This is a genomic window from Phycicoccus sonneratiae, from assembly GCF_016887965.1.
Lineage (GTDB): Bacteria > Actinomycetota > Actinomycetes > Actinomycetales > Dermatophilaceae > Phycicoccus > Phycicoccus sonneratiae.
Genome location: NZ_JAFDVD010000006.1, coordinates 80,553 through 101,482, shown reverse-complemented (window position 1 = coordinate 101,482; position 20,930 = coordinate 80,553). Strand labels below are relative to the sequence as shown.

The window sequence follows — 20,930 nt, the reverse complement described above, 5'->3', positions numbered from 1 at the left end:
CCGATCCTACTAAGCGCTCGCTTAGTGGGCGATGCCCGGTGGGGTGAGCGCCGTCACGCGGGCGCGGCGGCCGCCATCAGCTGGACGAGGTTGCCGCAGGTGTCGTCGAGGACGGCGGTGACGACCGGTCCCATCGCCGTCGGCGGCTGCGTGAAGGCGACCCCAAGACCGGTGAGCCGGGCGTGCTCGGCCTCGACGTCCTCGACCGAGAGCACCGCGACGGGGATGCCGTCGGCGGCCATCGCCTCCTGGAAGGCAGTGGCCGCCGGGTGCTCGTTGGGCTCGAGGACGAGCTCGACGCCGTCCGGGGCCTCGGGGCTGACGACGGTGAGCCAGCGGTGCTCGCCGAGCGGGACGTCGTGCTTGGTCGTCAGGCCGAGGACGCCGGTGTAGAAGTCCTGGGCCTTCTGCTGGTCGTCGACGAACACGCTGGTCAGGGCGATCTTCACGGGTCGGTCCTCTCGTCGGGGCGGACCCAGCGCTCGCGCAGCGGGGCCAGGGGGGTGGTGTCGAGGTCGTGCAGCCGGTAGCGCCCCTCGCGGCGCACGCGGACCAGGCCGGCGGCCGCGAGCAGGTCGAGGTGCTGGGAGATGGCCTGCCGGCTCGAGGTGACGCCGGCGCCGGCCATCCGCGTGCAGAGCTCGAAGAGGGTCTGGCCGTCGCGCTCGACGAGCACGTCGAGCAGGGCGCGCCGGGTGGGGTCGGCCAGGGCCCGGAAGACCAGGTCCTCGGCGTCGTCCACGACCCCGACGTTAGGCAAGTGACTGCTTGCATGTCAAGGGGTCGGCCCCGGCTTCACCCGGGTTGCCCGCGCTCCACCACGGAACGGTTCGGGGGTGAAGGGCGGCCATATCGGGTGACCCGATACCCGTGGGGCCGGTGGGAAGGAGGGCGACGACTCAGGCGTCGGGGTGCTCGGCGAACGCCGTCGCGAGGAGCGGGGCGACGACGTCGGCCTGCCACCGGCGCACCCCGAGGTCGGCGAGGGCGGCGGTGAATCCCTCGACGGAGCGGTCGTCCGGGGGCGTCCAGACGACCCGGCGCAGCGGGTCGGGGGAGCAGACGTTCTCGACGGGGATGGTGTGCTCCTCGGCGAAGGCGGTCAGCGCGGCCCGGGTGTCGCCGAGGCGCTCGGCGGCCACCGGGTTCTTGTCGGCCCACACGCGCGGCGGCGGGGGCCCGTCGTTCGGGAGGGTGCGCGGCGGCAGGTCGTCCTCGTCGAGGGCCAGGGCCCGCTCGACGGCCTCGAGCCACTGGCGCGCGTACCGCTTGACGGCCCGGTGCCCCGAGGGCAGGTCGGCGGCCGAGCGCGGCGTGGCCCGGGCGATGTCGACGAGCGAGGCGTCCGGCAGCACCCGGCCGACCGAGGTGTCGCGCTCGCGGGCGATCGCGTCCCGGGCGTACCAGAGCTCGCGGATCACCCCGATGGAGCGCCGCGAGCGCAGCGTGTTGATGCCCGAGGTCCGGCGCCAGGGGTCGACCCGCTCGGTGGGGGCCCAGTCGAGCAGCGCGGCGAACTCCTGGCGCGCCCACTCGTCCTTGCCCTGCATCGCGAGGTCGACGCCCATGAGGTTGCGCAGCTCGCCGAGCACCTCGACGTCGAGCGCCGCGTACCGCAGCCACGGGTCGGGCAGCGGGCGGGTGGACCAGTCGACGGCCGAGTGCTCCTTGGCCAGCCGCAGCCCGAGGTAGTGCTCGACGACCGCCGCGAGCCCGACCCGGGGCAGGCCGAGGATGCGCGCCGCGAGCTCGGTGTCGAAGAGCTGGCGGGGGCGCAGGCCGACCTCGGCGAGGCAGGCGAGGTCCTGGGTCGCGGCGTGGAGGATCCACTCGGCCGGCCCGATGGCCTCGGCGAGCGGGGCGAGGTCGGGGACGGCGATGGGGTCGACGAGCCAGGTGCCCGACCCCTCGCGCCGCACCTGGACGAGGTAGGCGCGCTGGCCGTAGCGGTAGCCGGAGGCGCGCTCGGCGTCGATGGCAATCGGCCCGACGCCGGCGGCGACGGCCGCAGCCGCCTCGTCGAGGGCGCGCTCGCTCTCGACGACGGCGGGCACGCCCTCGGCCGGCTCCTCGAGGGGCACGGGGTCGGGGGCGGGCGCGTCGGGTCCGGCGCCGGGGGAGACGGGGTCCCGCTCCTCCGGCACGTCGGTGGCCGGGCTCATGCGGCGGTCACCGACGAGGTCCCGGGAGGGCGACGACGCCCTCGGGCAGCGGCGGGAGCCCCGCGATGGTGCACAGCAGGTCCGACCACGCGAGGAGGTGCTCGCCGACCTCGGGGCCGAGCGGGGTCCACGACGCGCGCAGCTCCATCTCGACGCTGGCAGGCCGGTCGGAGAGGCCGCCGAAGCTCTCGGAGACCACGCGCGTCACGGTGCCGGCCTCGGCGACGAACGGCACCCCGCGCGCGGTGAGCGCGTCGGTGAGCCAGCTCCACCCGACCTCGCCGAGCAGCGGCTCGACGGCGAACTCGGCCTCGAGCTCGGCGCGGGCGAAGGTGACCGCGCGCCACTCGCCGCCCCACGGCTCGGGGCTCGACGGGTCGTGGAGCAGGACGAACCGGCCGGAGGCGAGCTCGTCGTCGGGGTCGCGCGGGTCCATGACGTCGGCGGTCAGCGCGACGGCGTGCGGGGCGATGCGCTGGGGCGCCGGGACCTCGGTGAGCCGGATCTCCGGGCGCAGCCGGGCACGGTGGAGCTCGTCGAGAGCCCGGGCGAAGTCCGGGGACTCCCTCCCGGTCAGGGTGCTGCGTGCCACGGCAGCAATGTAGGCCGCGGGCGCCGCGCAGCGCGTGAGGCCACGCCGGACGGCCCCGCGCGTCGCGCCCGTGGGCGCTCGTCGCCCCCGGGGGCGCTGCGGCCTACGCTGCCGCTCGTGCTCAGCCTCCTCGCGCTCGCGTCCTCCGCGGTCTGGGGCACCTCGGACTTCTTCGCCGGGCTCGCCTCCCGCCGCCGGCCGGCCGTCGCCGTCGTCGGCTGGACGCAGGGGCTGGCCCTGCTCGTCGTGTCCGTGGTCGTCGCGGTCCGGTGGGACACGGTGACCTTCGAGGGCTGGCCGGTCTGGGCGGTGGCCGCCGGGCTCTCGGGGATGACCGGCCTCGTCTGCTTCTACAGCGCCCTCTCGAGCGGGACGATGGGCGTCGTCGCGCCGATCGCCGCCCTCGGGGTGGTCGTGCCGGTGGTCCTCGGCGTCGCGAACGGCGACGCCCCCTCGCCGTGGGCCTGGGTCGGGATGGCCGTGGCCGTCGCGGGCGTCACGCTCGCGAGCGGCCCCGAGCTGACCGGGGCGGTGTCGGCACGTCCGGTGCTGCTGGCCTTCGTCGCGGCCGTCGGGTTCGGGTTCGCGCTCTTCTGCCTCGACCGGGGGGCGCGCGAGTCGGCGCTGCTCACGCTCTGGGGGATGCGCGTCACGTCGGTGACGGTGCTGGTCGTCGTGGCCCTCGTGCTGCGCACCGCCGGGGGCGTGACGCCGCGCGAGGTCCCCGGGCTGCTCCTCATCGGCTGCGGCGACCTCGCGGCGAACTTCCTCTTCGGCATCGCGTCCTCGCGCGGCCAGGTGAGCATCGCCTCGGTCCTCGGGTCGCTCTACCCCGTCGTCACGACGCTGCTCGCGCGGGTCGTCGTCAAGGAGCGGCTGCGCCGGGTGCAGCAGGCCGGCGTCGTGCTCGCGGTCGGCGGGGCCGTCCTCATCGCCCTGTAGCGGGCCCGCCCCGCGCGTCGGCCGCGGTCACCGCCGGATGGGAGGATGGCTCACCGTGACGACCCCCTCCGCCGCCGCCGCGACGACCGCGTCCCCGGCCGACTCCCCGCTCGTCCGGGCCGCGCGCGGCCTCGACGTCCCCCACACCCCCGTGTGGTTCATGCGCCAGGCCGGCCGCTCGCTGCCCGAGTACCGGAAGGTCCGCGAGGGCGTCGGGATGCTCGAGTCGTGCCGCCGCCCCGACCTCGTCACCGAGATCACCCTCCAGCCGGTGCGCCGGCACGGCGTGGACGCCGCGATCTTCTTCTCCGACATCGTCGTCCCGCTCGCCGCGGTCGGGGTCGACCTCGACATCGTGCCGGGCGTCGGACCCGTCGTCGCCGAGCCCGTCCGGTCGCGGGCCGACCTCGACCGGCTGCGCGACCTCGTCCCCGAGGACGTGCCCGACATCGCCGAGTCGGTGCGCCTGCTCACCGCCGAGCTCGGGGCGACCCCGCTCATCGGGTTCGCCGGCGCCCCGTTCACGCTCGCGTCCTACCTCGTCGAGGGCGGGCCGTCGAAGAACCACGAGCGGACCAAGGCCCTCATGCACGGCGACCCACAGCTCTGGCACGACCTCTGCGGGCAGCTCGCGCGGATCTCCGGCGCGTTCCTCCGCGTACAGGCCGAGGCCGGCGCCTCCGCGCTCCAGCTCTTCGACTCCTGGGCCGGGTTCCTCAGCCGGGCCGACTACACGCGCTTCGTCGCCGAGCACTCCGCGGCGGCGCTCGCGTCGGTGGCCGACCTCGGGGTCCCGCGCATCCACTTCGGCGTCGGCACCGGCGAGCTGCTGACCCTCATGGGCGAGGCCGGCGCCGACGTCGTCGGCGTCGACTACCGGGTCTCGCTCACCGACGCCCTCGAGCGCACCGGCGGTCGCTGGCCGCTCCAGGGCAACCTCGACCCCGCGCTGCTCTTCGCGCCGTGGGAGGCGTTGTCGCGCAGGGTCGTCGAGATCGTCGAGGAGGGGCGGGCGGCACCGGGGCACGTCTTCAACCTCGGGCACGGCGTCCTGCCCTCCACCGACCCCGACGTGCTGACCCGCGTCGTCGAGCTCGTCCACGAGGTGTCGGCGCGATGACCCACGAGCACGGGACCCCGGGCGCCGACGAGCGGACGATGCTCGACGCGTTCGTCGACGAGCACCGGCTGCTGCTGCGCGAGAGCCTCGACGGGCTCACCGAGGAGCAGGCGCGGCGCCGGCTCGTCCCGTCGGCCACGACGCTGCTCGGGCTGGTCAAGCACGCGACCTTCGTCGAGCGGGTCTGGTCCGAGGAGGCGGTGCTCCGCCTCGACCGGGTCGGCCTCGGGCTGCCGGCCGCAGCCGAGGACTCCTTCGTCCTCACCGACGACGACACCGTCGCCTCGGTGCTCGCCGGTCACGAGGCCGCCTGCGCGCGGGCCCGCGAGATCCACGCCGCGGTGTCGCTCGACGACGTCGTCGAGGGCAACCGCCGCGGGCCGCTGCCCTTCCGGTGGGTGGTGCTCCACCTGCTGCGCGAGCTGGCGCAGCACGCCGGCCACGCCGACATCCTCCGCGAGCAGGTGCTCGCCGCGGACGCCGCCCGGCAGGACTGACCCGGTGGGCGGGACTGACCCGGTGGGCGGGACTGACCCGGTGGGCGGGGCGATCACGGTGCCCCTCGCCGGGGGCGGTCTGCACCTCGAGCCGCTGCGGGTCGACCACGCGGCGGAGATGGCCGGGGTGCTGGCGGATCCGTTGTTGTACACCGTCATCGGCGGCGAGCCGCCGACCGTCGGGGAGCTGCGTGCTCGGTACGCCGGGCAGCTGCGCGGGCCGGTCGACCCCGACGAGGAGTGGCACACCTGGGTCGTGCGCGACGGCGACGACGGCCCGCTCGTCGGGTTCGTCCAGGCGACGCTGACCCGTGGCGGGTCCACCGCCGAGCTCGCGTGGGTCGTCGGCGTGCCGTGGCAGGGGAGGGGCCTGGCCGGCCGGGCGGCCGCGCTCGTCCTCGCGCACCTTCGGGGCCGCGCCGTCCGCGAGGTCCACGCTTACGTCCGGCCGGGTCACCGGGCCTCCGAACGGGTGGCCGAGCGCCTCGGGATGGTCCGGACCGCCGTGCAGGTCGACGGCGAGACGCGCTGGCGGCTCGTCCTCCGGCCCTGACGTCCGGCCGGCTGACGCCGGTCAGGCGGCGGGCGCGGCCGGCGGGGGCGTGGCCGGGGTCGAGACGGTGACCCGGCGCCGGCGCCACCAGAGGGCGAGGGGGACGAGGACGACCGCGGCGGCGACCGCGAACGGCAGGAGCGCCCCGAGCAGGGTCAGCACCAGCCGGACGGAGGTCGTGAAGGCGCCCCATCCCGCCGCGAGTCCGGCGACGAAGCCGGTGGGGTCCTCTTGCGGGGCCAGGGCGTCGGCGTCGGTGCTCAGGCGGATCGTGACGGGGGAGAGGGTCACCTGGTCGTCGAGGGCGGCGAGCTGCTGCTCCATCGCCTCGAGGTCGGCCTGCCGCCTCGAGAGCTCGGCCTCGAGGCTCACGACGTCGGCGAGCTTGTCGGCCTTGGCCATGAGGGTGCGGACCCGCTCGACGCTGGCCTTCATCGTCTGCACGCGGGCGGCGGTGTCGACGTACTGCCCGGTGACGTCCTCGGTGCTGCTCTGGCGGGAGAGGACGGTGCCGACCTTCGCGACCTGGTCGAGCGTCGCGTCGAGCTTCTCGGTGGGCACGGAGATGGTGATGGTGCCCCACGCGGTGCGGGCGTCGGTGCTCGAGTCCTCGGCGGCGCCGGCCGCCGACGGGTCGCTGCTCACCTCCTCGGAGACGACGAGGCCGCCGGCCTGCGCGGCGACGGCCCGCAGGGTCGAGGCGGCCCGCGCCACGTCCTTGACCTGGAGCGCGACGTCGGCCCGGCGGGCCAGCTTGCGCGCGGCGACGGCGGCGGCCACCGAGGTCGTGCCGGCCTTCTCGTCCGTGCCCGAGGCCGTCGCGGGGCTCGGGGCGGCGAGGTCCTGGCGGGCGGTGCCGGAGGACTGCTCGGAGGAGGCCCCGCCGGCGGCGTCGCTGGCGGCGCCGGAGTCGCCGGCGCCGCACGCGCCGAGCAGGGTCATCGCCAGGGCCCCGGCGAGCAGCGGGGCGACGACGCGGTGGGCGGGGGGACGGGAGGTGGCGCGCACGGGAGGCTCCTTCGTCGGTGGCTCGGTCGCCGCTGAGGCGTCGGGGGTGGGCGTCAGGTTCCCGGTCCGGCGTCTCGATCCGGTCACGGACCGGGACCCCTCCGGTCACGGGTGGGTCCCGGTCCGGTCACGGTCGTGCCGGACGGGGAGGGCGGGTGCCCGCCGGGGACCGGTGCCGACCTGCGCGAAGGCCCGTGAGACGCTGGCGCCATGCCTTCGGACGCCGTCACGCACCGGCCGCACGTCGCGGTCGTCGGGGGCGGGATCGCCGGGCTGACGGCCGCGCTCGAGGTCCTCGAGGCCCTGCCGGACGTCAACGTCACCGTGCTCGAGGCCGCCGACCGCTTCGGCGGCAAGCTGCGGGTCGAGCCGGTCGCCGGGTGCGTCGTCGACGTGGGCGCGGAGTCGCTGCTCGCCACCCGGCCCGAGGCGCTCGACCTCGCGCGCCGCGTCGGGCTCGAGGCCGACCTCGTCGTCCCCGCCACGACCTCGGCGACCGTGTGGAGCCGCGGTGCCCTGCACGCGCTCCCGAGGGCCACCGTCATGGGGGTCCCGACCGACCCGCGGGCTGCGCTCGGCCTGCTCAGCGAGGACGAGGTCGAGCGGGCCGTCGCCGAGGAGGCGTGGCCGGAGGACGTCGTCGAGGGGGACGTGTCGGTCGGAGACTACGTCGGCCGGCGGCTCGGGCGCGCGGTCGTCGACCGGCTCGTCGAGCCCCTGCTCGGCGGCGTCTACGCCGGCCACGCCGACCGGCTCTCGCTGCGCGCCACCGTGCCGGCGCTGTGGGAGCGGGCCGTGCGGGGCGAGTCGCTGCTGGCCCCGCTGCCCGTGCGGGCGCCCGAGGGTGGGGCACCGCGCTCGCCCTTCACCGGCGTGCGCGGCGGGGTGGGCCGGCTGCCCCTCGAGGTGGTCGAGTCGCTGCGGACCCGCGGCGTGCTGCTGCGCACCGGCGCCGTCGTCCGGGGGCTGGAGCGCGCGGGGGAGCGCTGGCGGCTCGTCGTCGGGTCGGCCGCGGACCCCGTGGCGCTCGAGGCGGACGCGGTCGTCCTCGCCGTGCCGCCGACGCCCACCTCGCGGCTGCTGGCCGAGCTCGCGCCGGTCGCCTCGCGGGCGCTGGCCGAGGTCGAGACGGCGTCGATGGCCGTCGTCACCCTCGCCGTGCGCCGTGACGGGCTCGGCGACCTCCCGGGGTCGGGCTTCCTCGTGCCTCCGGTCGAGGGGCGGGCGGTCAAGGCGTCGACGTTCAGCGCGGCCAAGTGGGAGTGGGTGGGCTCGCTGTCGTCCGACGTCGTCCACCTGCGGGCCTCGCTCGGCCGGGCGCGGGAGGAGGCCGTGCTCCAGCGCGAGGACGCCGAGCTCGTCACGCTCGCCGTGGCCGAGGTGGGGGAGGTCCTCGGTCGCCCGCTGCCGCCCGTCGTCGACCACCACGTCCAGCGCTGGGGCGGCGGCCTGCCGCAGTACGCCGTCGGCCACGTCGAGCGGGTGGAGTCGGTGCGTGCCGACGTCGCCCGGCTGCCCGGGGTCGAGGTCGCGGGGGCGACCTACGACGGCGTCGGCGTCCCGGCCGTCATCGCCTCCGCGGCACGCGCCGCCCGGGGCGTCACCGACCACCTCATGAGCACCACCGCGTCCCCAGGAGGGTCCCGATGAGCACCCCGTCCCGCCCTGCCCCCGCGAAGCCGGGCGCTGCCCGCATCCGCGAGATCAACGACTCCATCCGGTACGCCATGTGGTCGGTGTTCGCGGTCGCCGAGCCCCTCGGCGACGAGGACCGCGACGCGCTCGCCACCGAGGTCGAGGAGCTGTTCACCGACCTCGCCGACCGTGGCGTCGTCGTGCGCGGGACCTACGACGTCGCCGGGCTGCGCGCCGACGCCGACGTCATGGTCTGGTGGCACGCCGAGACCATCGAGGCGCTCCAGGAGGCGTACCACGCGCTGCTGCGCACCGCGTACGGCGACCACCTCGACCCGGTGTGGTCGGTGGCGGCGCTGCACCGGCCGGCGGAGTTCAACAAGAGCCACATCCCGGCGTTCATGTCCGACGAGGAGCCGCGCGACTACGTGTGCGTCTACCCGTTCGTGCGGTCCTACGACTGGTACCTGCTCGACGACAAGGAGCGGCGCGACCTGCTCGTCGAGCACGGCCAGATGGCGCGCGAGTACCCGGACGTGCGGGCCAACACCATCGCGTCGTTCGCCCTGAACGACTACGAGTGGATCCTGGCGTTCGAGGCCGACGAGCTGCACCGCATCGTCGACCTCATGCGCGAGCTGCGGGCCTCCGGCGCCCGGCGGCACGTGCGCGAGGAGGTGCCGTTCTACACCGGCCCCCGCGTGCCCGTCCGCACCCTGGTGCACCGCCAGCGCTGACCGCCGCGGCGGCCCCTCCCGCCGCTCCCGTCCACCTCGCGAGTATCGGGTCACCCGATACCACCGCACTTTCCCGGGGAACCGTTCCCCGGGGAAAGCGCGGCGAAGTCGGGGTGAGGCAGCGTCGTCCACAGGGACCTACGGCACGCCCTTCGTCCACAGGGGAGGGGGACGACCTCGTGCCGGCGATGCGACGGCTCGACGCTGGGGGGATGGACGAACCGCTGCGGGACCTCGCTGACGCCCAGGGTGGGGTCTTCACGACGGCCCAGGCGCGCGCGGCGGGAGTGGGTGAGCGTGAGCTCGCCCGGCTCCGTCGGATCGGGGAGGTGCACGCTGTCGCGCGGTCGGTCTCGGCGGTGCGACCCTGGAGGGAGGCCTGGCTCGAGGAACGGCTGTTGCTCAGGACACGCGGTGCTCTCGCTCTCTACCCGGATGCCCGACCCGTGGGCGCCTCGGCCCTGGTCGTGGCAGGTGTCCCCGTGTACGGCGTGCGGACCGACCGCGCCGACCTCGTCCGGCCCGTCCATCGCGAAGTGCTCACCGAGCTGTGCCGCATCCGGGAGCCCTGCCCCTCTCTGCGTGAGGCCCACTCGCCCGTCGACCCCGCGCACGACCTCGCTGCGGCCATCGTGCAGACTGCGCTCGACCACGGGCACCTGGCCGCCACCGTCGCGGCCGATCATGCGCTCCACCACGGCCTGGTGACCCGCGACCAGATCGTGGCCGCGGCGGAGTGCACCATCGGCTGGCCCGACACCGGCCGGGTCCGAACGACCCTCGCGCTGGCGGACGGCCGGGCGGAGTCGGTCGGCGAGACCCGCCTGCGCCTGTTCGTCGTCGCCCTCGGGTGGCGCGTGACACCCCAAACGCCCCTCCAGGACCGGTGGGGGACGTTCGGTTACGGCGACCTCGGGGTCGACGGCACGAGGCTCGTCCTCGAGTTCGACGGCCGGGTCAAGTACGGCGAGGGTGGCGAGGTCGTGTGGAAGGAGAAGCGCCGTGAGGACCGCGGCCGGCGGGCCGGGTACCTGTTCGAGCGAGTCATCTGGTCCGAGCTGGCGGCACCGTCGGTGCTGGGCCCTCGGCTCATGGCGGCGCGCACATCGGCCGCACTGCCTCCGGCAGGTTGACCGTCGACCCCCTTCGCCCGACAACACCGCACCTCCCCAGACAATCGTTGTCGGGTGAAGAGCGGCTTTATCGGGTCACCCGATACTCGTGTGACGGCGGGGCGGGGCGGGGTTGGGCGGGGAGGTCGAGCCGGCTTCAGGCGGGGTCGGCGGGCTTGAGGGTGAGGCTGATCGAGTTGATGCAGTAGCGCTGGTCGGTCGGGGTGTCGAAGCCCTCGCCCTCGAAGACGTGGCCGAGGTGGCTGCCGCACGACGCGCACCGCACCTCGACGCGCTTCATGCCCATCGAGCGGTCCTCGAGCAGCTCGACGGACTCGCCGGCCAGCGGGCTCCAGAACGACGGCCACCCGCAGTGCGACTCGAACTTCGTGTCCGACTCGAACAGCTCGGCGCCGCAGGCCCGGCACGCGTACACCCCGACGGTCTTGCTGTCGGTGTACTCGCCGACCCACGGCCGCTCGGTGCCGGCCCGGCGCAGCACCTGGTACTCCTCGGGGGAGAGCTGCTCGCGCCACTCGGCGTCCGAGCGCTCGACGGTGTACTCGCGTCCTGTGGGCTCCATCGTCATGTCCGTCCCAACAACCGCACCCACCGGATGGTTCCCGCCGGACCCGCAGGTCGGTGCCCGTCCATAGACTCCCGACCATGGCCGATGCGCAGATCGTCGAGGTCGAGGGCCCGGACGGGGTCCGGGAGGTCCGCCTCAGCAGCCCCGACCGGCTGATGTGGCCCGACGCCGGCATCACCAAGGGCGACCTCGCGGGGTACGTCACGGCCGTCGGCGACTACCTCGTCCGGCACATCGGCGACCGCCCGGTCACCCTCCAACGCTTCCCCGAGGGCATCGAGGGCGAGGAGTTCTACCAGAAGAACCCCCCGAAGGGGATGCCCGACTGGGTGCGCACCACGAGCTGCCGGTACCCGAGCGGGCGGCGGCACGCCCAGATCGTCGTCGACGAGGTCGCCACCGCCGTCTGGGCCGTCCAGATGAACACCGTGACGTTCCACCCGTGGCCGGTGCGCACCGGGGACAACGACGACCCCGACGAGCTGCGCATCGACCTCGACCCGCAGCCCGGCCGCACCTTCGCCGACGCCGTCGAGGCCGCCGTCGCGCTGCGCGAGCTGATGGGCGAGATCGGGCTCACCGCCTGGGCCAAGACGAGCGGCAACCGCGGCGTGCACGTCTACGCCCGCGTCGCGCCGACCCACGAGTTCCTCGACGTCCGGCACGGCGTCATCGGCATCGCCCGCGAGCTCGAGCGCCGCCTGCCCGACCTCGTGACGACGTCGTGGTGGAAGGAGGAGCGCGGCGAGCGGGTCTTCGTCGACTTCAACCAGGCCTGCCGCGACCGCACCATCGCCTCCGCCTACAGCCCGCGCCCGCTGCCCGGCGCGCCCGTCTCGATGCCGGTCACCTGGGACGAGCTGGCCACCGTCGCGCCCGGCGACTTCACGGTCCTCACCGTGCCCGACGTCCTCGAGGACCGCGGCGATGCGTGGGCCGGCATCGACGACGCCGTCGGCGACGTCAGCACGGCGATCGCCCTCTGGGACAGGGATGTCGAGGAGCGCGGCCTCGGCGAGCTGAACTTCCCGCCCGACTACCCGAAGATGCCCGGCGAGCCCCCGCGCGTGCAGCCCAGCAAGCGCCGCCAGGACAAGGCCGACGACGAGTACATGGCCCCCAAGGCCGAGCGCGACGCCGCGCTGCGCGAGGAGTGGGGGATGCCGCTCGTGCCGCCGATCCCGCCGATGCTCGCCAAGCCGGTCAAGGGCCTCGATGCGAAACCGTTGCGGGACACCGAGGTCGTCTACGAGCCCAAGTGGGACGGGTTCCGCTCGATCATCTTCCGCAGCGGCGACCGGGTCGAGATCGGCAGCCGCAACGAGAAGCCGATGACCCGCTACTTCCCCGAGGTCGTCGAGGCCGCGCTGGCCAACCTGCCCGAGCGCTGCGTCGTCGACGGCGAGATCATCGTCGTCCGCCCCGACGACGACCGGCTCGACTTCGACCTGCTCAGCCAGCGCATCCACCCCGCCGCGAGCCGCGTGAAGAAGCTCTCCGTCGAGACGCCCGCGCGCTTCGTCGCCTTCGACCTGCTCGCCCTCGGCGACGACGACCTCACCGGCCGGCCGTTCGCCGAGCGGCGCCGCCTCCTCGAGCAGGCCCTCGCCGACGCGCGGGCCCCCATCCACCTCACGCCGGCCACGGCCGACCCCGACGTCGCCGCGGAGTGGTTCACCGAGTTCGAGGGCGCCGGGCTCGACGGCCTCGTCGCCAAGCCCGTCGACGGCACCTACGAGCCCGACAAGCGCACGATGCTCAAGATCAAGCACGAGCGCACCGCCGACTGCGTCGTCGCCGGGTACCGCACGCACAAGAGCGGCGACGACCTCATCGGCTCCCTCCTGCTCGGCATCCACGACGCCGAGGGCCAGCTGCTCTCGGTCGGCGTCATCGGCGCCTTCCCGATGGCCCGGCGCAAGGAGCTCTTCGACGAGCTCCAGCCGCTCGTCACCGACTTCGACGACCACCCGTGGGCCTGGGCGAAGCAGGAGGAGGGCACCCGCACGCCGCAGAACGCCGCGGGCAGCCGGTGGGCCGCCGGCAAGGACCTCTCGTTCACGCCGCTGCGGCCGGAGCGGGTCGTCGAGGTCCGCTACGACCACATGGAGGGAGTGCGGTTCCGGCACACGGCCCAGTTCGTCAGGTGGCGCCCCGACAAGGAGCCCGCCGACTGCACCTACGACCAGCTCGACGAGCCGGTGTCCTACGACCTGTCCGCCGTGCTCGACGGGGGCCGCGGGTGAGCGGGAGCCCCCTCGCCCCCGCCCGTCCGAGCCGGGCCCGGCGGGCCGCGATCGCCGGGGTGGCCGTCGGCGGCACGGCGGCGTTGGCCTCGGGCGGCGGGTCGTTCGCCGCGGCCGCGTACTTCGCCCGTCGGGTGCTCACGCCCGATGCGCGCCGCCCCGACGACGTCGTGGTCCGGGCCGCCGACGCCCACAGCATCACCCTCGACACCACCGCCGAGACCGTCGTGCCGGGCCGCTACGGCCTGTGGCTCGAGGAGGGGGAGGGGCACGCCCGGGTCGGTGACGTCCTCGAGCTCGACGCCGGCGCCGGTCGGGTGCGCCGCGAGCTGATCGCCGTCGACCGCGGGGTCCTCGCGCCCGGGCCGGCGCGATGGAACCAATACTTCCACGGGTCGCCGCCGGACGAGAGCCTCGACCTCCCGACCGAGCACGTCACCTACGACGGCGAGCTCGGGGCGATGCCGGCCTGGGTCGTCGCGCCCGGAGGCGTGCCGACCACCCGTTGGGCGGTGCTCGTCCACGGCCGCGGCGCCCGGCGCGAGGAGACCGTCCGCGCCCTCCCACCGCTGCTCGCCGAGGGCTGGACCTGCCTCGTCCCGACCTACCGCAACGACGAGGGCGTGCCGTCCGGCCCCGACCGCCGCTACGCCCTCGGCCTCTCCGAGTGGCGCGACGTCGAGGCGGCGATGGAGTACGCGGTCGCGCGCGGGGCCACCGAGCTGCTCCTCGGCGGATGGTCGATGGGGGGCGCGATCGTCCTCCAGGTCCTCGACCGTTCGCCACGCTCGTCCCTCGTCAGCCGGGTCCTCCTCGACGCACCGGTCGTCGACTGGGGCGACGTCCTCGCGCACCACGCCCGCCAGCACCACCTGCCGCGGCCGGTCGGCTCGTTGGCCCGGGCGATGATGCGCCGGCGCTGGGGCCACCGGCTCGTCGGCGTCCACGAGGGGGTCGACCTCGCGCTCACCGACTGGGTGCGCCGCGCCGACGAGCTGCACCACCCGGTCACGATCGTGCACTCCGCCGACGACGAGTTCGTGCCGTTCGGGCCGTCGCTCGCCCTCGCCCAGGCCCGCCCCGACCTCGTCACCTTCCACGAGTGGCGGCTGGCCCGGCACTGCAAGGAGTGGAACACCGAGCCCGAGCGCTGGGAGGCGATCGTGCGCGAGTTCGCCTCCGGCTGAACAGGTCTCAGCGCACCCGCCAGAGGCCGAGCAGGGTGCCGGCCTCCTCGACGAGCAGGTGCGGTCGCAGCGCCACGCCGTCCGGCGCTTCGAGCGGCGGGCCCGCCACGATGCGCGGGAAGTCACCGCCGACCACGGTGGGGGCGATCGTCATCGCCATCTCGTCGACGACGCCGGCGGCGAGGGCCGTGCCGAGCAGGGACGGTCCTCCCTCGAGCAGCACATGCCGCAACCCGCGTGCGGCGAGCTCGTCGAGGGCCACGACGAGGTCGACCGACGCGTCACCGCAGACGAGGACCGCGTCGTCCCCGAGCGAGGACCGGGCGGCCCGCAGCGCCCGGGCCCCGGCGGCCGAGCACGTGACGAGCAGCCCCTCGCCCCGGCCCTCGACCGGGGTCCGCAGGCCCTCGGGCACCCGCCCGGACCGGGTGACGGCGACGAGGGCCGCCGGCTCGGGCGAGTGCCGCGTCGGCCGCACCCGGGTGTACCCCTCGTCACGCACGGTGCCGGCCCCGACGAGGACGGCGTCGGCGTGGTCGCGCAGCAGGGCGAACACACGGTGGTCGGCGGGCGTGTTGACCGACCCGCTGCGTCCGTCGGCCCCGACGGCCGACCCGTCGAGCGTGCTCACCATGTTCGAGCGGACCCACCGGCGCTGCGGCGGGCGGTAGAGCTCGCGCAGCGCCTCGGCGCCGAGGCGGCTGCCGGGCGACGCCGGACGGCGGGGGTCGAGGAGGACGCGCACGTCGGCATCCTCGCAGCCCGGCTCTGACAGGATGCGCCCATGGGCAAGGGCAAGGGTGCGAAGAAGTCCGGGAAGAAGGCCGGTGACGCCGCGGTCGACGCCGCCGAGCTGACCGGCAAGGCGGCGAAGAAGGCGCGCAAGAAGAAGGAGAAGGCCGAGAAGGCCCGGCAGGAGGCGGCCGTCGCGGCCTCGTCCTGGTCGGACCTGCTGCGCGTCGGCGCCGGCTTCCAGCTGTCCGACGTCGACCCCGCCTCGACCCCGGGCTTCGACGGCGACGAGGACGACGCCGACGAGGTCATGGCCGGGCTCCAGAAGCGGCTCGCCGACCTCCAGGAGCGCCTGTACGCCGAGTCCAAGGGTGGCGGCACCCGGTCGGTGCTGCTCGTCATCCAGGGGATGGACACCTCCGGCAAGGGCGGCATCATGCGCCACGTCGTCGGGGCGGTCGACCCACAGGGTGTGCGCATCACCGCGTTCAAGGCACCGAGCGCCGAGGAGAAGCGGCACCCGTTCCTCTGGCGCATCAAGCGGGCCCTGCCGAGCCCCGGCATCATCGGGGTCTTCGACCGCTCGCACTACGAGGACGTGCTCGTGGTCCGCGTCCACGACCTCGTGCCGCCCACCACGTGGTCGCGCCGCTACGGCCAGATCAACCGGTTCGAGGAGGGCGTCGCGGAGGGCGGCACGACCGTCGTCAAGGTGATGCTCCACCTGTCGCCCGCCGAGCAGAAGGCGCGCCTCGGCGAGCGGCTGACCCGCGGCGACAAGTACTGGAAGTACAACCCCGGCGACCTCGACGAACGCGCGCACTGGGTGGAGTACATGGAGGCGTACCAAGTTGCGCTGGAGCGCTGCTCGACCGCCGGTGCTCCGTGGCACGTCGTGCCCGCCGACCACAAGTGGTTCGCCCGGCTGGCCGTCACCAACCTGCTCCTCGAGGCGCTCGAGGGGATGGACCCGCAGTGGCCCGCCGCCGACTTCGACGTCGACGCCGAGCGCGAGCGGCTCGCGCTCAGCCCCTGAAGGCCCGTTCGAGCACGACCGCGGCCGCTGCCGACCCGACCCCGGCGTCGAGCGTGCCGAACACCGCGCCCCGCTCGCCACGCACCCGGCTCGCGACGAAGGCGTCGGTGACCGGGCCGGGGGAGTACCGCACGAGCAGGCTCGCCTGGAAGGTGACGGCGAGCAGCTCGACGAGCCGCCGGGCGCCCCACGGGGCGTCGTCGGCCAGCGCGGCCGTGCCCGACGCCTCGCACGCGTCGATGGCGGCGTCGAGCGCGCGGTCGTGGCCGCGCGCCAGGGCCAGCTCCTTGCCGACCGCCGCCAGAGAAGCCGGCTCGCGGGCGATCGCCCGGAGCACGTCGAGGGCGCCGACGTTGCCCGACCCCTCCCAGATCGAGTTGAGCGGCGCCTCCCGGTAGAGCCGGGCCAGACCGTTCTCCTCGACGTACCCGTTGCCGCCGAGGCACTCGAGCGCCTCGGCGACCATCGGGGCGGTGCGCTTGCACACCCAGAACTTGCCGAGGGCCACGCCGAGCCGGGAGAGGTCGTCCTCGCCGGCGTCGACGGCGTGCGCGAGCCGCATGGCGAGCACCGTGGCGGCCTCGGACTCCAGCGCGAGGTCGGTGAGCACGTTGCGCATCAGCGGCTGGTCGACGAGCCGGGCACCGAACGCGGACCGGTGGCGGGCGTGGTGCACCGCCCGGATGAGCGCGGCACGCATCGTCGCCGTCGACCCGAGCACGCAGTCGAGGCGCGTCGAGGCGACCATGTCGATGATGGTCCGCACGCCACGTCCCTCGTCGCCGACGCGCACCGCCCACGCCTCGTCGAGCTCGATCTCGGAGGAGGCGTTGGACCGGTTGCCGAGCTTGTCCTTGAGCCGCTGGAGCCGGATGGCGTTGCGGGTGCCGTCGTCGAGGACGCGGGGGAGGAGGAAGCAGGTGACGCCGGCGTCGGTCTGGGCGAGGACGAGGAAGCCGTCGCTCATCGGGGCCGAGCAGAACCACTTGTGGCCGGTGAGCCGGTGGGTCTCGCCCTCGAGCGGGCCACCGGGCACCGCGACGGCGCGGGTGGTGTTGGCCCGCACGTCGGAGCCGCCCTGCTTCTCGGTCATCCCCATCCCGACCGTCAGCCCGGCCTTCCGGGCACGCGGGCCCAGCACCGGGTCGTACGCCCGCGAGGCCAGCCCGGGGAGCCATCGGGCCGAGACCCCGGGCGCGGCGGCCAGCGCCGGCGCGGCGGAGTAGGTCATCGACACCGGGCACAGGTGGCCGGCCTCGACCTGCGACCAGGTGATGAACCCGGCGGCGCGACGGGCGTGCGCCCCGGACCCCGGCGGGCGCGTCCACGGCTCGGCGGTGAGGCCCTCGCCGACCGCGACTTCCATCAGCCGGTGGTAGGCCGGGTGGTACTCGACCTCGTCGAGCCGCTCGCCGCTCGGGGCGTGCGTGCGCAGCACCGGCGTGACCCGGTCGGCCTGGTCGGCCCACTGCCGGACCTCGGCGGTGCCGGCCAGCCGGCCCAGGTCGCCGAGGGCGGCCGCCCCGTCGGGGTCGACGGGCACGACCCAGCGGGCGACGGCCTCGGAGAGCGCGGCGTCGGACCCCAGCACGTCGTGCCCCTCGAGCGGCGGCACCTGGTTGGTCACGTCGTGGGTGCGCACCGTTGCACTGTACGGCGGATACCGTGGGGCGCATGACCGATGCGAAGCGCCGTGTGCGCCGGGCCCTCGCGCGGGTCCCGGGGGCGCTTCCGGCCGCCCGGCTCACGGTCGTGACGACCCGGATCTGCCTGCGGTACCGGGTCACCGGGCTCGCCTCGGAGGCCGGGTTCTTCGCCCTCCTGTCGCTGCCGCCGCTCGTCCTCGGGCTCTTCGGCGGCCTCGGGTACCTGCGCGACTTCTTCGGTGCCGACACCGTCGAGGAGGTCCGGCGGGCGATCCTCGACTACGCGACGCAGTTCCTCACGTCGGACGTCATCAAGACCGTTCTCGGGCCGACGGTCGACGACGTCTTCGAGGGTCCGCGCGCCGACCTGCTCTCGATCGGCTTCGTGCTGTCGCTCTGGTCCGGGTCCCGGGCGCTCAACGTCTTCGTCGACACCATCTCGATCATGTACGGGCAGTCCGGGGTCCGCGGCATCGTCCAGACGCGGGTCCTGTCCTTCTCGCTCTACGTCGTCGCGCTCGTCATGGGCATCATCACCATCCCGCTCGTGCTGCTGGGGCCGGACATCATCCAGGGCTGGCTGCCCGACCCGTGGGACCCGCTCGTCCTCCTCTACTGGCCGCTGGTCACGCTGCTGACCGTCGGCGGGCTGGCCAGCCTCTACCACGTGTCCACGCCGCGCCGGTCGCCGTGGACCCGCGACATCCCGGGCGCCGTCCTCACCCTCGTCATCTGGGCGCTGGCCTCGTTCGTCGTGCGCGGCACGATCAACGCCTCGCTCGGCGGCACCTCGATCTACGGTCCGCTCTCGGCGCCCATCGTCATCCTCATCTGGCTCTACGCGCTGGCCATCGCGGTGCTCATCGGGGCGGCGCTCAACGCGGCCATCCGCGAGCTGTGGCCCTCCGAGGAGCGCCGCGCGCTGCACACCCGGCTCCTCGACCGGGTCCGCGACTCCAGGGCCCGCCGGCAGGAGAACGGCTCCGGCGTCGAGGACCCCTTCGAGGGCTACGCGTTCACCGACGACGACACCGACGACCTCGACCTCGGGAGCCTCCGCGAGGCCGCCAAGCGGCCCCTCACGCCGCTCGCGCAGACCCGGGCGGACGACGGCGCGGTCGTCTCGAAGGACCCGGTGTCGGTCGCCGACTCCGAGCGCTGAGCAGGAGGTCGCGGCGGGCGGCCCCCGGTTTGGAGTTCGCCGCGCGGATCGGCTACTGTCTCGGAGCACGCCAAGCGGGGATTCCGGTCCGGAATCGTCGGTCTGCGCGCGCGGATGTAGCTCAGTTGGTAGAGCGCAACCTTGCCAAGGTTGAGGTCGCCGGTTCGAACCCGGTCATCCGCTCGGAGGGTGTAGCCGCCCCCAGTGGTGGAGTGGCCGAGAGGCGAGGCAGCGGCCTGCAAAGCCGCGTACACGGGTTCAAATCCCGTCTCCACCTCGAGTAGTACCCCCCTCGGGCGATTGGCGCAGTGGTAGCGCGCTTCCTTGACACGGAAGAGGTCACTGGTTCAAACCCAGTATCGCCCACCAGTCCGGAACGGCCCCCGACCCGCAGAGATGCAGGTCGGGGGCCGTTCGCACGTCCGGCGTGCACGAGCCGCGGTTGAAGCCCCGTGGGTCAGGGCCGCCCCATGACGAGGTGTCTGTCCGCGCGCCGGCCACGGCCCCGCTGCACTGCCTTCCGAGGACCACACCGAGGACGAGCCGAAGCACGCGCTCCAGACCCTCGTGGACCGGGTGGACGTGCTCGTGTCTCCGTGGGTCGGCGAGGCGGATGGCCACGGTGAGTCGATCGGGTCACAGGAGCGCGTCGGATCCCGGGTCCGGTGCTGAACTGGAGGCGACGCCGATGGGTGTGTACAGGAGGACGGATGTCTCGTCGACAGGCGCACGCGACCAGCGCCGAGGCGGCAGCTCGGCTGGGGGCGGTCGACCTCGCGATGTTCCTCTTCTACCTGGTGCTGTGGGCCCTCGGGGTGGCTGCGGCCGTGGGCGCGCCGCCGAGGTTCGCGCCCCTGGTCGCGTCATCGCTGTGCGCCGTCGCGTGGTTCGTGGCCCGGCGGCAGCTCGGCGAGTCGTTCACCGTGCGACCCGAAGCCCACGGGCTGGTCATGACCGGCCTGTACTCGAGGATCCGGCACCCGATCTACCTCTTCGGCACGAGTGCCTTCCTGCTGGTCCTCCTCGCAATCAAGGGGTGGTCGGCTCTCGCGCTGTGGGTGGTCCTGATCCCCGTCCAGGTGCTGCGCGCGGTACGCGAGGAGCGCGTGCTCCGAACAGCCTTCGGTGCCGACTACGAGGCGTACCGCCGGGTCACCTGGTTCTGAGGTCCACGGGCGGCGATGCGGGACGCGACGACGCCACGAGGTGGGTGGTGTGCCTCCCGATGTGGTCGAGCCGGAACGGGCTGCTGCTCCATCGTCGGCCGTGACCCGCGGGTGGTCCCCTCACACCTCGACCGAGCTCATCTCGCCGGCGAGCAGCGGGGCGAGGACCTCGCCCGGTGGATCGCCGAGCAGGGACGCCGCCACCCACCGGGCCGCCAGCCCGTCGAACGTGCGGTGGTGGCGCAGCATCGAGTGGCTGCCGCCGCGCACCGTGACGAAGCCGGCGCGCGTGGTGCCGGCCAGCCGTCGGGCGAGCGCCGCCGCCGGCGCGATGCGGGCCACCCGGTCGGCGTCGCCGTGCACGAGGAGCACGTCCCGCCCGGCGAGCGGACCGACGCCGTCGCCGGGCGCGAGCCAGGTGGCGAGCCCGACGACCGACCGCACCCGGTCGTGGTCGCCGGCGAGCAGCGCGGCCCGGCCGCCGAGGCTGTGGCCGACGAGGGCCACCGGCACCTCGCCGAAGCGCTCGACGACACGGTCCAGCGCCCAGGCCACGTCGTCGACCGGTGTCGGGCGGGCGTTCCACCCGCGCGAGGAGTTGAGCAGCCGCAGTACCGCCAACCGACCCCGGCCGGCCCGCGCGACCCGCGCCGCGACGGGCACCATCCGCAGCACGGACAGCTGGGTCGGGCTCACCGCCACGTCCCGGCCACGGCTGCCCCCACCGTGCAGGGCGAGGACGACCCCCTCCGGTCGGTCCGGGACGGAGGTGTCCACGAGCCTCGCGCGCACGTCGGTCATGCCCGAT

At 74.7% G+C, this 20,930-nt stretch carries 21 protein-coding genes, 3 tRNA genes and 1 pseudogene; 16 read left to right on the top strand and 9 right to left on the bottom strand.

Annotation, left to right across the window (positions count from 1 at the left end):
- Window positions 1-53 precede the first annotated feature (53 nt).
- The 4 genes from JQN70_RS05205 to JQN70_RS05190 form a co-directional block, all read right to left on the bottom strand.
- Complete coding sequence (locus JQN70_RS05205; RefSeq protein WP_204130263.1) at window positions 54-449, bottom strand: VOC family protein; 396 nt, start codon at window positions 447-449, stop codon at window positions 54-56.
- The gene (locus JQN70_RS05200) at window positions 446-742 is read right to left on the bottom strand and encodes an ArsR/SmtB family transcription factor (protein ID WP_307835830.1); all 297 of its coding nucleotides are present in this window, start codon (window positions 740-742) and stop codon (window positions 446-448) included. Before JQN70_RS05200 ends, JQN70_RS05205 begins: the two co-directional genes overlap by 4 nt.
- Window positions 743-899: 157 nt before the next feature.
- Window positions 900-2,162, bottom strand: coding sequence for an HRDC domain-containing protein (locus JQN70_RS05195; RefSeq protein WP_204130262.1), 1,263 nt, complete (start codon window positions 2,160-2,162; stop codon window positions 900-902).
- Between the two features lie 7 nt (window positions 2,163-2,169).
- Complete coding sequence (locus JQN70_RS05190) at window positions 2,170-2,754, bottom strand: DUF3000 domain-containing protein (RefSeq protein WP_204130261.1); 585 nt, start codon at window positions 2,752-2,754, stop codon at window positions 2,170-2,172.
- 117 nt (window positions 2,755-2,871) lie between these two features.
- Here JQN70_RS05190 and JQN70_RS05185 point away from each other — a divergent pair, with 117 nt between their 5' ends.
- The 4 genes from JQN70_RS05185 to JQN70_RS05170 are packed head-to-tail and all read left to right on the top strand — an operon-like array spanning window position 2,872 to window position 5,866.
- Window positions 2,872-3,696 carry a DMT family transporter gene (locus JQN70_RS05185; protein ID WP_204130260.1) on the top strand — a complete coding sequence of 275 codons (825 nt, stop codon included), beginning with the start codon at window positions 2,872-2,874 and terminating at the stop codon, window positions 3,694-3,696.
- A gap of 37 nt (window positions 3,697-3,733) precedes the next feature.
- On the top strand, window positions 3,734-4,816 hold the full coding sequence (gene hemE / locus JQN70_RS05180) for a uroporphyrinogen decarboxylase (RefSeq protein WP_204130259.1): 1,083 nt from the start codon (window positions 3,734-3,736) through the stop codon (window positions 4,814-4,816).
- Window positions 4,813-5,313 carry a DinB family protein gene (locus tag JQN70_RS05175; RefSeq protein ID WP_204130258.1) on the top strand — a complete coding sequence of 167 codons (501 nt, stop codon included), beginning with the start codon at window positions 4,813-4,815 and terminating at the stop codon, window positions 5,311-5,313. Before hemE ends, JQN70_RS05175 begins: the two co-directional genes overlap by 4 nt.
- Before the next feature lie 22 nt (window positions 5,314-5,335).
- A complete protein-coding gene (locus tag JQN70_RS05170) occupies window positions 5,336-5,866 on the top strand; it encodes a GNAT family N-acetyltransferase (protein ID WP_307835829.1) in 531 nt (176 codons plus the stop codon).
- A gap of 21 nt (window positions 5,867-5,887) precedes the next feature.
- Here the strand turns inward: JQN70_RS05170 and JQN70_RS05165 are convergent, their stop codons facing one another.
- On the bottom strand, window positions 5,888-6,874 hold the full coding sequence (locus tag JQN70_RS05165; protein ID WP_204130257.1) for a DUF4349 domain-containing protein: 987 nt from the start codon (window positions 6,872-6,874) through the stop codon (window positions 5,888-5,890).
- A 210-nt stretch (window positions 6,875-7,084) separates the two neighbouring features.
- On the opposite strand from JQN70_RS05165, the gene hemG reads away from it, so the two are divergent.
- The 4 genes and pseudogenes from hemG to JQN70_RS05150 all read left to right on the top strand — a co-directional run bounded on the left by hemG (window position 7,085) and on the right by JQN70_RS05150 (window position 10,379).
- Window positions 7,085-8,524: a protoporphyrinogen oxidase gene (hemG, locus tag JQN70_RS05160; protein ID WP_204130256.1), complete on the top strand. Its 1,440-nt coding sequence runs from the start codon at window positions 7,085-7,087 to the stop codon at window positions 8,522-8,524.
- Window positions 8,521-9,246: a hydrogen peroxide-dependent heme synthase gene (gene hemQ, locus JQN70_RS05155; protein WP_204130255.1), complete on the top strand. Its 726-nt coding sequence runs from the start codon at window positions 8,521-8,523 to the stop codon at window positions 9,244-9,246. The genes hemG and hemQ overlap by 4 nt, the downstream gene beginning before the upstream one ends.
- Window positions 9,247-9,434: 188 nt before the next feature.
- Window positions 9,435-9,566, top strand: a pseudogene (locus JQN70_RS21140) (type IV toxin-antitoxin system AbiEi family antitoxin domain-containing protein); the annotation flags it as partial.
- A 162-nt stretch (window positions 9,567-9,728) separates the two neighbouring features.
- Window positions 9,729-10,379: a hypothetical protein gene (locus JQN70_RS05150; protein WP_239110650.1), complete on the top strand. Its 651-nt coding sequence runs from the start codon at window positions 9,729-9,731 to the stop codon at window positions 10,377-10,379.
- Between the two features lie 136 nt (window positions 10,380-10,515).
- On the opposite strand, the gene msrB is transcribed toward JQN70_RS05150, so the two are convergent.
- Window positions 10,516-10,947, bottom strand: coding sequence for a peptide-methionine (R)-S-oxide reductase MsrB (msrB, locus tag JQN70_RS05145; RefSeq protein WP_204130253.1), 432 nt, complete (start codon window positions 10,945-10,947; stop codon window positions 10,516-10,518).
- 77 nt (window positions 10,948-11,024) lie between these two features.
- Between msrB and JQN70_RS05140 the strand changes: the two genes are divergently transcribed.
- Window positions 11,025-13,193 carry an ATP-dependent DNA ligase gene (locus JQN70_RS05140; protein ID WP_204130252.1) on the top strand — a complete coding sequence of 723 codons (2,169 nt, stop codon included), beginning with the start codon at window positions 11,025-11,027 and terminating at the stop codon, window positions 13,191-13,193.
- Window positions 13,190-14,380 (top strand): alpha/beta hydrolase family protein, encoded by a 1,191-nt coding sequence (locus JQN70_RS05135; RefSeq protein WP_307835828.1) that lies wholly within the window; start codon window positions 13,190-13,192, stop codon window positions 14,378-14,380. The genes JQN70_RS05140 and JQN70_RS05135 overlap by 4 nt, the downstream gene beginning before the upstream one ends.
- A gap of 7 nt (window positions 14,381-14,387) precedes the next feature.
- Here the strand turns inward: JQN70_RS05135 and JQN70_RS05130 are convergent, their stop codons facing one another.
- Entirely contained in the window at window positions 14,388-15,125 is a 738-nt protein-coding gene (locus tag JQN70_RS05130; protein WP_204130251.1) for a dihydrofolate reductase family protein, read from the bottom strand.
- A 39-nt stretch (window positions 15,126-15,164) separates the two neighbouring features.
- On the opposite strand from JQN70_RS05130, the gene JQN70_RS05125 reads away from it, so the two are divergent.
- The gene (locus JQN70_RS05125; RefSeq protein ID WP_204130250.1) at window positions 15,165-16,148 is read left to right on the top strand and encodes a polyphosphate kinase 2 family protein; all 984 of its coding nucleotides are present in this window, start codon (window positions 15,165-15,167) and stop codon (window positions 16,146-16,148) included.
- On the opposite strand, the gene JQN70_RS05120 is transcribed toward JQN70_RS05125, so the two are convergent.
- Window positions 16,138-17,790 (bottom strand): acyl-CoA dehydrogenase family protein, encoded by a 1,653-nt coding sequence (locus JQN70_RS05120; protein ID WP_204130249.1) that lies wholly within the window; start codon window positions 17,788-17,790, stop codon window positions 16,138-16,140. The two genes, JQN70_RS05125 and JQN70_RS05120, sit on opposite strands and share 11 nt — an antisense overlap.
- 32 nt (window positions 17,791-17,822) lie before the next feature.
- On the opposite strand from JQN70_RS05120, the gene JQN70_RS05115 reads away from it, so the two are divergent.
- The 5 genes from JQN70_RS05115 to JQN70_RS05095 all read left to right on the top strand — a co-directional run bounded on the left by JQN70_RS05115 (window position 17,823) and on the right by JQN70_RS05095 (window position 20,122).
- Window positions 17,823-18,956: a YihY/virulence factor BrkB family protein gene (locus JQN70_RS05115; protein ID WP_204130248.1), complete on the top strand. Its 1,134-nt coding sequence runs from the start codon at window positions 17,823-17,825 to the stop codon at window positions 18,954-18,956.
- Between the two features lie 110 nt (window positions 18,957-19,066).
- Window positions 19,067-19,139, top strand: a tRNA-Gly gene (locus JQN70_RS05110).
- 23 nt (window positions 19,140-19,162) lie between these two features.
- A tRNA-Cys gene (locus JQN70_RS05105) sits at window positions 19,163-19,233 on the top strand.
- 17 nt (window positions 19,234-19,250) lie between these two features.
- Window positions 19,251-19,325 (top strand) — tRNA-Val (locus JQN70_RS05100).
- A gap of 341 nt (window positions 19,326-19,666) precedes the next feature.
- Window positions 19,667-20,122: a methyltransferase family protein gene (locus JQN70_RS05095; protein WP_204130247.1), complete on the top strand. Its 456-nt coding sequence runs from the start codon at window positions 19,667-19,669 to the stop codon at window positions 20,120-20,122.
- 120 nt (window positions 20,123-20,242) lie between these two features.
- On the opposite strand, the gene JQN70_RS05090 is transcribed toward JQN70_RS05095, so the two are convergent.
- Window positions 20,243-20,923 carry an alpha/beta hydrolase gene (locus tag JQN70_RS05090; protein ID WP_204130246.1) on the bottom strand — a complete coding sequence of 227 codons (681 nt, stop codon included), beginning with the start codon at window positions 20,921-20,923 and terminating at the stop codon, window positions 20,243-20,245.
- Window positions 20,924-20,930 lie beyond the last annotated feature (7 nt).